Consider the following 9568-nt stretch of genomic DNA (forward strand, 5'->3'; position numbering starts at 1 on the left):
CCGGCCCGTAGAACGATCGTCCAACGGGACGGCTTTGTCCCCTGCGCCGCGGTTCTCCGGCTTGGTAACGCATCATGAACCTTGATCTTCCGCAAGCCCCGCCCCATTATGCCCGTCCCCCCGAACCAGTCATTCCCCGAAGCACCAGCGTTCCTAGCTTTGCGACCTGGCCAGCTGACGGTATCGCCGGACGGATCGGACGTGGGGATCACGCAGGCGAGTGGGTCATCGCCTGGTGTGATGACACCCCGTTCGTTCCACCATTCGGCTACCACCTGATCGCGCTGGAAGATGAGCTGCTCCGAGATGACGGGTCACCTCTTCTCGTCTCAGGATGCAGCGACGAAGAGAGATCTGACGGAGGGGGCCTGATCGACCTCCTGACCGAAGAGCTGGACGTGACCTGGAGCATCGACCACGACGACTTCCTGGCCGCTGACGCCGCGTGGAATGAGGCGTTCCAGCGAGAAGTAGACGAGCAACGGGAGCAGAAAGGCTTGCCGCCGTTCAGCTGGGAAGTGAAGCCAAATCCCCCGAAGGAAGAGTCGGGACGGTTCGTGCGGTGGCTCACCAGCTTGAGACGCTGATACTGAGCCTTCCCGGCACCATTGAGGGCAACTGGGCGTCCGCGCCACTTCCATTCGCACGGAAGAGGATCGTTTAACGGGCACCTTCTTGTGAGGCTCTGCGGGGCTGTCGGCGACGTTGACGAGCCGTCTAGGCTCGGGTCATGAGCACCGCCGAGCCGCTGGCGCCGCCGCGACTCTCAGCCAGGGTCGACGCGGGAGCGATCATGGTCCTGATCGTCGGCTTCGCAGCGACCTTGGTCGTCATCGTCGTCGCAGTTCTCTGGCGCGACATCATGGGCGACGTTTTCCTGTGGGCTAGGCCAATTCTGGTAGGCGTGCAGTTGTCGCTGTGGCTCCTGGCGTCTGCACTTTCTGGGCGCCGCATGCTGCGTGGCCACCGCGCACTTGTTCCGGCGCTCTGGCTGAATGGCGCTGCCGCTGTGGCCTTCCACGCGAGCATGTTTGTGCTCACAGCAAGCCTCCCCTGCACTTCTCTCTGTTAGGGGCCTGAGCCGGAGGGACGATCCGCGGGACGGGCCCCTCGGGCACCGACCGCTGACCGATCGCCAAGTGATACGCCGAAGCTGATAAGGCGAGTCCCTAACGTGGGTCCCAGTGCATCGACCAGAATGCGTCGATTCGTTCCCGGTCGGTCCACCAGGTGACATCGACCTCACGGGTCAGCGCGTCGATGAGGCCACCCTCTTCGCCGGGCACTCGATTGTCGGTAACCCAATCGCTCATGACGAACCGACCGGCCGCATCGAAGACCTGGTCGGGGCCGTCCCAGAACTCCAATTCATGGAAGTCAAGGCCACCGGTCTCTGTCCTGTAGCTGTGGGCGACCACGGTCGTTCCCGCAGCAGGTCCTGAGCCAATTGTGCCGACGATGCCGTGCTGATCCCAGTCCACAAGCTTCGGAACCCTGGGATCAACTTCCTCGCGGGGAGGTGTGATTGGAGAGGGTTTAGGCCAGAGCCGGAGGAACGAATGTTGTCACGGACAGTCGCGCCGGGCTGCCCAAGGGCACTACCAGCCAACGTCAGCCAGCGTCTCCCTTGCGGTCAACCGATCACCGATGACCGATCCCCTATCGAGACGACCGCGGCCGTTTCAGTCACCTGCCGACCGAGACCATCAGGTTGCTCAGTCGTGAATAGGATCAGCCAGTGTTCACGCGCTTACGTGATCGAAGGAGACCGCTATGAGCCAGAAGACACCACTCTTCAAAGGGCAAGGCTTCCGCCTAGCCAGCATCGGCGTCGGGCTGGTCATAGGTCTGGGCATCGTCCTCGTCGTGCGGGCAGCTACATCAAATGCACCGCTCTCGAGTGGCTTCCTCTTAGGCGGCGGAGCCGCCGTGCTGATCATCGCGGTAGTCGCCGTTGTCGTCGGCCTTCTGCTGGGTCGCAAGATCTTCGGGCAGCGACTCGAGATCGCCCTCCGCACCGCGGGAGAGACGCAATGGCAGCACGGTCGAGTCGAAGCGTCCCCGGGACGCATGCGTTTCCGCCGTTACAAGTGGCAGCCGCGGTTCATATCTGGCGAACCGGTCGACTACTTGGTGGATGAGGTAGGTGCCGACTCCGGAGCACGCCCGTCAAAGAAACAGATGTGGTCGGTGAACCCGTCCCTGCACGTGATCGACGTTAAGACCGACCGGGGCACCCTGCAGCTCGGCGTCCAGAGCCACCAGGTCGACGATTTGCGGTCCCAGCTCCAGCCAGCAACGACTGCGAGATGACGACGTACCAGCAAGACTCTCCGCGCATAGATCGACTAACGGGCACACGACGGCCCCGTGCTTGCTCGGCAGAGCAACTAAGACTGCACGAACCAAGCGACCATGCAAACCAGCCCCACAACAGCAATAGAGACCGTGAGCACAGCAGAGCGGATGCGACGCTCTTTCGACATCGCCTTGCCACCACTTAAACGAGCGGCCGTGACTATGTTCATCCCAACGGCGACGACGACGCACACAAGCCCGATCGCAAGAAGAAGGTCTGCGGGTGCCATGGCACTCATCTTGCCCTCCCATCTCGCCTGACCTCGCGTGCCCGCCCTCGTTCCACCTGCTTCTAGCTCACCCCGTCGGCGCATAGCCCGGGAGTCATTGGCTACCGGGCAGTCTCATCGATGTCATCGGACGGCGATCTAGGCCTTTTGCTCAGAAAGAACGTCGCGAACCCGAGCAGGCCTGACGCAGCGGCAAGTACACCGACGAGAATCACGGCCCCGTCGCCGTCCGCTAACGCAAAGGACAAGGTCGCCAAGACCAGGCCCAGAACCGACACAACGACCCCGAGCCATCTCAGCTTGCCGACACCTCTCACGCGCTCAGGCTAGCTACTGGACCTCGCCCCGGTGGCCGATCCCCTATCGGGCGTCCTGTTCGAGGGTGACCCACTCCTCGTCGCGGATGTAGCCCATGGCATCGTTCGCTCGCAGGATGACCGCGTTGTCGGCCGACCCTCCCGTTCGGAACCGGGTCACGCCGTACGAGAGGAGCGCGAGGACTGAGCAAGCCTTCACGGCGAGACCGAGCCCCCGCCCCCGCTGATCGCGACGGACGACTGTGAAATTGGTCTCGGCTGTGACCCCCTCGACATCGACGAAGGTCATGGCGACCAGCTCCCCGGCCGGCAGGAACACCCCAAAGGCGCGTCGAGAGACGGAAGGAGTCGCTCGGAGCCTGTCGAGTCGTTCATGACGTGTCGCAACGCTCCCGGGATAGTCGTCAAAGGTCGCCGCGTCCAGGCTCAGTACGGCATCGACGTCAGCCACCGTCAGCTCGCGAAGGGAACCGGAGCGCTCCACCCCGGCCACCAGTTGCTGCAATCGCTGCCGGTCGACGCGCAGCGCATCCAGCTGCGCCCCGAACGACCGGGCTGCAACGCTCCAGCCTTCCACCTCGAGGACGGCACGACGCGGATCGTCCAGGAGCAAGACGACGGCTTTTCCCATGCCGTCATCCTGACAGGCGCTAATCCATTTGAGCCAGTCTTGCACTCCCGCTCAAGCGGCCGGCCACCGATCCCCTATCGGGACGGAGCACCTCGCGTTAGGTGGCGCGGTCTCGATCGGTGTGACGCAGGGCCGGCGGGCGTGGGGTCCACCCGGACCAACGACCTTCGGGCAACTCAGTAAGTTGCTCAGCCCAGAGGCGTCGCTCACGCCTGCGAACGCCCTTGAGCGGCATGACGCCTGACCAGTCCCTGCTCGAGCTAGTCAGAGACCACCGAGCTCGTCGGGACCGTCCATGCTCGAGGCTCTCAGCGACGCCACCGCGGGCCAGCTGCAGGAACACTTCCTCCAGAGCGTCGGCGACCTCCTGCCAGGTCTCATCGCAAAAGTCACAACCGCAGAACCACATGTCGAACTGGCTGAAGAGCCCGGCGAAAACAGAGATGACTCCTGGCTCCGAACGGAATACCAGCCACACCGTGACCTCGCCGGAGCGACCCGACGAGATGCGAACAATGCGTGACACGTCGTGGCCGAGCCAACGCGCGTATGTGGGCGGCAGCACGACCGGAGCATCAATGACGACGTCGTACTCCCGATCGACATACTCGATGAGAGCCTGCGCAACAGCACCGACGGGGCGGAACCGCTCCCCAGAATCCCAGGTCGGCTGGTCGCCCATGTTGTGGGAACGCATCACTTCGCGGACGCCTTCAAAGACAGGACGGGCGTACTCGTTCACGGTCGGAAGAATAGCCCTCGAGAGCCCACCGTTGAGGCCGATAATCCAACGGCCCCCTCAATGGCGCCTCGTCGAGGGAAGCGTCCCCAGGACTGGCCGTCCTCACGACGGCATAGACCACGTCCCTCTTGGCGATCGTCTATCGGGACGCTGCGTCGCGTTTGGGGTTGGATCAGCCCGACAGCGGTGGCGATGGTAGTTCGTTGACGCGCAATGTACGGCTAGGAGGGAAGCCGAAGTGCTGCCGATACGCACGGGCGAACGTGCTGGCGTCGAGGAACCCGGACTCGTGGCAGGCCATTTGCACTGTCATCCCGCGCTCGAGAAGATATCGAGCATGATCCAGCCGTCGTCGACGAATTTCCGCGGCCGGTGACCGACCTCTCGCGGCGAAGATGACCTGAACCGATCGGACCGACAAGTGGGCAGCGTCAGCTAGTGACGCGGTCGAGAACGACGGATCGACGAAGCGCTCATCTATTACCTGGCTTAACTCGCGGTGGAGCCGCGTGTGGGACCCAGCCGTCGACATCTGACGGACCAGCGGGCGGTGGCTGTTCATCGTCTCGTGGTGCCGGCGGTGCGGCTGCGCGAAGGTCAGGAGTACGTGCCCGGACGTGCCGACGGGCTTGGTCGTCCAGCACACCTCCCGGACGTCGCCCGCGAGCGTGACGAACCACTCAGCTGAGGCCTTCGCGCTGCCTAGGCTGATGATTGGGCACTCGTGAGACGGGTACGGCGAACCATCCGGACGGTGTCTGTGCAGCAGGTCGTGGCTTGGCCCGCCCTGCAGGTCAGCGCCTCGGCGGTACCCGAGGAAGCGGGCCGCGGAGTCGTTAGCCAGCGACAACAAGCCTTTCTCATCGATGACCCACAGCGGTACGGGCGCATCTTGAACGACCGCCGCGAGGAGCGTCACGTCGTTCATCATCTCGCCGCCAGCCATGAGGGCCTCCCGAACTTCACGCTAAGCGAGGACACATGAACGCCGATTGCGGCGTTATTTCAAGCATGTAAAAGCTGCCCCGGTCTGCGCGATCTGCCGGGTCAACTTCGCGGAAAGCCTGTCCGCCAAGACTTGCGACCTCGACAGTGATCTGGCGAGATTCGATCGCTTATCCGAAGGAGACCGACATGACCGCATGGAACGACAGACGCGACGAGGCAACGAGCACAGTCAGGAAGGCTGCCGCGACGTCTGGTCGAACGTGGGCCGAGCTCGCCCACGAACTCGACCGCCCACTCCTCTGGACGATCGCCGCGCTGCTCGGCTCTCACGCCCTCCCCAAGGAGCTGGCAGCGAAGGCCGGCGAGCTGCTCGACCTGGACGAGGAGACCGTAGCCGCGCTGCAGGAACAGCCATACCGAGTGATGGGCGACGAACTCAAGTCCGACCCCACGATCTACCGCTTCTACGAACTTCTCGGTGTCTACGGCCCGGCCCTCAAGGAAGCCATCCACGAAGAATTCGGTGACGGAATCATGAGCGCGATCAACTGCAACATCGAACTCGCTCGCCGCGCAGACCCCGAGGGCGACCGTGTTCGGATCGTCATCGACGGCAAGTTCCTGAAGTACCAGTGGTGACGGCGGAGAGAACATACTCATGACGTACATCGCCCCCAAAGACTTCGCGGCCCGCATGATCGACGCCGGCCACGCCAAAGCCTTGCTCTCAACCCGAGACACTCTCATCCGCAGCTACATGGCCGGGGCGATCCTGGCTCTCGCGGCAGTCTTCGCCGTCACCATCAGCGTGCAAACCGGCTCCCCCTTGCTGGGCGCAGTCCTGTTCCCCGTCGGGTTCTCCCTTTTGTATCTGATGGGCTTCGACCTGCTCACCGGGGTCTTCACCCTGGTTCCTCTCGCTTGGCTCGACAAACGACCCGGCGTGACCCTCGGTGCGGTCCTGCGAAACTGGGGGCTCGTTTTCCTAGGCAACTTCGCCGGCGCCCTCACCACAGCACTTCTCATGGCAATCGTCTTCACCTTCGGCTTCTCCTCCGACGTCAGCGAGGTCGGACAAGCGATCGGACACATCGGCGAAGGCCGGACCCTGGGCTACGCAGAACACGGGGTTGCCGGGATGCTCACCCTCTTTGTCCGCGGGGTCCTGTGCAACTGGATGGTCTCCACCGGGGTCGTCGGCGCCATGATGTCCGACAGCCTCCCCGGCAAAGTCATCGCCATGTGGATGCCGATCATGCTCTTCTTCTACATGGGCTTCGAGCACTCGGTGGTCAACATGTTCCTCTTCCCCATCGGACTCATGCTCGGCGGCAACTTCACGCTCGGCGACTACCTCGTGTGGAACGAGATCCCGACCGTTCTCGGCAACCTCGTCGGCGGGCTGACCTTCGTCGGCCTCGTCATCTACGCCACCCACGCAAAGACCGCCCCCGCAAGGCAACTCAAGGTCAAGGCCTGAGCCGGCGACCACGGGTGCGCCTCTCGCGAGGGGCGCACCCGGCCATGCCGACCTACAGTGACCGCTGGCCGATCGGCTATCGGGCAGTCAACGGTCGATTGCTGTAGCGCTCAGGTCCTTGGCTAATGCGAGGTCTTGGAGGGCGGCGAGGTGCCCGTCGATTGCGTCCCGGCCCGCGGGCGTGAGTGCGATGCGGGTGGTTCGACGCGCGTCCCGCCTGGTCGTGGAGGCTTCTTTTGTCGTACTCATGTATCCGAGTTCCGTGAGCGCGCGGACGGTCTTGGACAGGTTCGCGTCGCTCAGCCCTAGAGTCATGGCGAGGACCGAGAAATCGATGTGGTCGACGGGGCGGAGAAGAGCGCAAAGGCGGAGCCTCGTCGGAGCATGGATCGATTCGTCAAATTGTGCTCTAGACGCCACGCCGCAGCTCCTGGCCATAGAAGTGGTCATAGACGTATCCGCCCGGGAACATGACGAGGAAGCTCACCGTACCGGCCATCAACGCCCATTCCGTGGAGTCCGCATTCACGGCGAGGCCGGAAACGAAGACCATCGTGATCACCACGATGCCCATTACGACGAGGACGATCAGCGATCTGGGGCCAGGGACCCTGTTCGTGGAGATCCCCGTTGTGAGCACGAAGGCCCGCTCGAGGCCGACGATCCCGAGACAAGCGAAAGCAATGACAACGAAGACCCATACGCCTCCAGCAAGGGGAGCCAGGGGTATCGCCGCCGTGAACAGTGCCAGCCCCGGGTAATACCAGCGTGGTGAACGCGTTCTTCGCGCCAGTTCGAGTCTGTCACGCTCGAGACCATGCAGGGCGTCGCGAGCAGAGGCAGGACTCTGAGCATGATTGCTTTCCATGTGGACAAGTTATTCACTTAACCATGTGGAAAGCAAGGGTCCGTTTGCAACCCTGCTTGACGCTCTGGCACTTGTCTCCCTGACCGATCCCCTACCGGACGGGCTGCCGCATCCGATCGAGAACATTGATCACTTCGTCAAGCACGGTGGACATGACCGCGAGGTCTTGCCACTCGGCGTACTCGTCCTTGCGCCGATGCTCACCGTAGATCGCGATGTCATGGTCAAGTCCGTCGAACCAGACCTTGATCGGCACCCGCTGGGACCCCCGGTCGATGTAGGTCCCCCATCCGCAGACGACTTCGCGACCATTAGCCGAGGTCCAGTTTCGGTCTTCGTGCCAGTACGTCACGCCCCACTCCTGGACGGCAGCTTCCAGGTACCGCCGCAGTTGATGCTGCTCACTTGGGGCGGGCGGTAGCGGGCGATCGGGCATGACTCGAAAGTAGTCAGATCAGCTCCGGACCCACTGACCTAGTCGACTCGCGCCCGCTGCTCGATCGGCTAATGGAACAGTGTTGGGTCCTACAGGCCATTGAACACGAAGCGTAGGAAGCGCAGGACGGGCCGGACAAGCCACCTCCAAAGCCATAATGACGATCGAGGCCACCATGTAGGAGCTCCACTGTTGGCGCGATCCCGTCGCCACTCGTCTAGTTCAGCGCGTGTCCGCGGTGGTGCTGGACGGCGGCGGCCGTTCCTCAGGCGCTCTCGGCGGGGCGGCTCCCTTCTTTCGGGTGCCATCTAGGCCTGCTCGGCTCTTTGGATCGCTCGGTAGACCCTCGATCGCGCCACGTCGAACAGCTCGGCGATCTCACTGGTCGTGTGCTCGCCGGTGCGGTGCAGCTGCACGAGGTGCTTCTCCTGCGACGCGGTGAGCTTGGGCTTGCGGCCGCGGAGCTTGCCGGCGGCCTTGGCGATCGCCATGCCTTCTCGGGTGCGAGCACGAATGAGGTCAGCTTCGAACTCGGCCACCATGCCGAGGACGTTGAACAGGAGCCGGCCGACCGGGTCGGTGGGGTCGTAGACCGCTCCCCCGAGGTTCAGCGCAACGCCCTTCTTCGTCAGCTCATCCGCGATGTCGGTGGCGTCACGCAACGACCGAGCGAGACGGTCGAGCTTCGTGGCGACCAGAACGTCGCCAGCACGACATGCGGCAAGCGCTTCTCGGAGACCTGGCCGCGCTCGACTGGTGCCCGAGAGGCCGTGGTCAACATGCACGTGTTGATCGTCAACACCGAGTGCTGCAAGACCGTCACATTGCGCTGCGAGATCCTGGCCCGAGGTCGACACGCGGGCGTATCCGACGAGCATCCGACGACTGTAGCGTTCAGACACCCATCACCGGGCATTTTTGCGGGACAGGCATACGCGAATTCCCAGGCCAGGCGCCACTTGACCTCAGCCCGCCGAGAACAGCTCGAGCAGGTGTCCCGGTGAACGACCGTCTGTCGGGCCACCTGCGGGTCTCGAGAACGGGAGAGGGATTCCTCCGACGAAGGGGCTCATGGATATGTCTCCCGGTGGCGCCTCCGTCAGCACAAGAAGACCCCGTGGGCAGGCTCGAACAATTTCGAGCGCATCGCCGTCCGATCGGCGGCGGTCGCGGTCGGCGTGGCCGCGCGTCGGTGGCGCTCGACGCCGGACAGCTCATCAGCGGCACTCTGCGCCGGCGAGGGCCACCCTCATCGGCGAGCGACGTCGTGTCGGCCGCTGACGAGGCTGCGGCCGCATCAACGTCGACGAGCCACCGCGCCCGAAGTCACGCCTGCCGCCCGCGGCGAAGCCGCACGCGCCCGGAGGGCGCCAGACCAGCACAGAACGACGAATGGCCCTCCCGAAGGGAAGGGCCATTCTGTCGCGGAGGATAGGGGATTCGAACCCCTGAGGGCTTGCACCCAACACGCTTTCCAAGCGTGCGCCATAGGCCACTAGGCGAATCCTCCAGGGCGGGCACACGGTGAACCGGCGCACGACCGAGACCAGCGTACCGG

Annotated in this window: 14 protein-coding genes and 1 tRNA gene; 5 read left to right on the plus strand and 10 right to left on the minus strand. The window is 63.7% G+C overall.

All coding sequences use genetic code 11. From position 1 onward, the window contains the following. Positions 1-74: 74 nt before the first annotated feature. Complete coding sequence (locus tag AC1MBW_RS02260; RefSeq protein ID WP_152970325.1) at positions 75-587, plus strand: hypothetical protein; 513 nt, start codon at positions 75-77, stop codon at positions 585-587. 143 nt (positions 588-730) lie between these two features. Beyond that, on the plus strand, positions 731-1072 hold the full coding sequence (locus AC1MBW_RS02265) for a hypothetical protein (RefSeq protein WP_054146707.1): 342 nt from the start codon (positions 731-733) through the stop codon (positions 1070-1072). Between the two features lie 97 nt (positions 1073-1169). On the opposite strand, the gene AC1MBW_RS02270 is transcribed toward AC1MBW_RS02265, so the two are convergent. Continuing rightward, complete coding sequence (locus AC1MBW_RS02270; RefSeq protein ID WP_152970326.1) at positions 1170-1481, minus strand: hypothetical protein; 312 nt, start codon at positions 1479-1481, stop codon at positions 1170-1172. A 292-nt stretch (positions 1482-1773) separates the two neighbouring features. On the opposite strand from AC1MBW_RS02270, the gene AC1MBW_RS02275 reads away from it, so the two are divergent. After that, positions 1774-2313, plus strand: a complete 540-nt coding sequence (locus AC1MBW_RS02275; RefSeq protein WP_054146709.1) for a hypothetical protein — start codon at positions 1774-1776, stop codon at positions 2311-2313. A gap of 77 nt (positions 2314-2390) precedes the next feature. Here AC1MBW_RS02275 and AC1MBW_RS02280 read toward each other — a convergent pair whose 3' ends face one another. The 4 genes from AC1MBW_RS02280 to AC1MBW_RS02295 form a co-directional block, all read right to left on the minus strand. Further along, positions 2391-2588 (minus strand): hypothetical protein, encoded by a 198-nt coding sequence (locus AC1MBW_RS02280; protein ID WP_152970327.1) that lies wholly within the window; start codon positions 2586-2588, stop codon positions 2391-2393. A 360-nt stretch (positions 2589-2948) separates the two neighbouring features. Continuing rightward, positions 2949-3536, minus strand: coding sequence for a GNAT family N-acetyltransferase (locus AC1MBW_RS02285; RefSeq protein ID WP_054146747.1), 588 nt, complete (start codon positions 3534-3536; stop codon positions 2949-2951). 97 nt (positions 3537-3633) lie between these two features. After that, a complete protein-coding gene (locus AC1MBW_RS02290) occupies positions 3634-4278 on the minus strand; it encodes a DUF6226 family protein (RefSeq protein WP_054146710.1) in 645 nt (214 codons plus the stop codon). A 172-nt stretch (positions 4279-4450) separates the two neighbouring features. Beyond that, positions 4451-5224 (minus strand): helix-turn-helix domain-containing protein, encoded by a 774-nt coding sequence (locus tag AC1MBW_RS02295; protein ID WP_054146711.1) that lies wholly within the window; start codon positions 5222-5224, stop codon positions 4451-4453. Positions 5225-5412: 188 nt separating this feature from the next. Between AC1MBW_RS02295 and cynS the strand changes: the two genes are divergently transcribed. Next, on the plus strand, positions 5413-5865 hold the full coding sequence (gene cynS / locus AC1MBW_RS02300; protein WP_054146748.1) for a cyanase: 453 nt from the start codon (positions 5413-5415) through the stop codon (positions 5863-5865). Positions 5866-5884: 19 nt separating this feature from the next. Beyond that, positions 5885-6706 carry a formate/nitrite transporter family protein gene (locus AC1MBW_RS02305; protein ID WP_354594497.1) on the plus strand — a complete coding sequence of 274 codons (822 nt, stop codon included), beginning with the start codon at positions 5885-5887 and terminating at the stop codon, positions 6704-6706. 87 nt (positions 6707-6793) lie between these two features. Here the strand turns inward: AC1MBW_RS02305 and AC1MBW_RS02310 are convergent, their stop codons facing one another. The 5 genes from AC1MBW_RS02310 to AC1MBW_RS02330 form a co-directional block, all read right to left on the minus strand. Beyond that, positions 6794-7156: a transcriptional regulator gene (locus AC1MBW_RS02310; RefSeq protein ID WP_369813635.1), complete on the minus strand. Its 363-nt coding sequence runs from the start codon at positions 7154-7156 to the stop codon at positions 6794-6796. After that, entirely contained in the window at positions 7116-7574 is a 459-nt protein-coding gene (locus AC1MBW_RS02315) for a hypothetical protein (RefSeq protein WP_480025302.1), read from the minus strand. Before AC1MBW_RS02315 ends, AC1MBW_RS02310 begins: the two co-directional genes overlap by 41 nt. 91 nt (positions 7575-7665) lie before the next feature. Continuing rightward, positions 7666-8010, minus strand: coding sequence for a hypothetical protein (locus AC1MBW_RS02320; RefSeq protein WP_152970269.1), 345 nt, complete (start codon positions 8008-8010; stop codon positions 7666-7668). 308 nt (positions 8011-8318) lie between these two features. After that, on the minus strand, positions 8319-8888 hold the full coding sequence (locus AC1MBW_RS02325; RefSeq protein WP_054146714.1) for a recombinase family protein: 570 nt from the start codon (positions 8886-8888) through the stop codon (positions 8319-8321). 547 nt (positions 8889-9435) lie between these two features. Then, positions 9436-9520: transfer RNA gene (locus AC1MBW_RS02330), tRNA-Ser, on the minus strand. Positions 9521-9568 lie beyond the last annotated feature (48 nt).

The organism is Frigoribacterium sp. AP1, assembly GCF_056680555.1.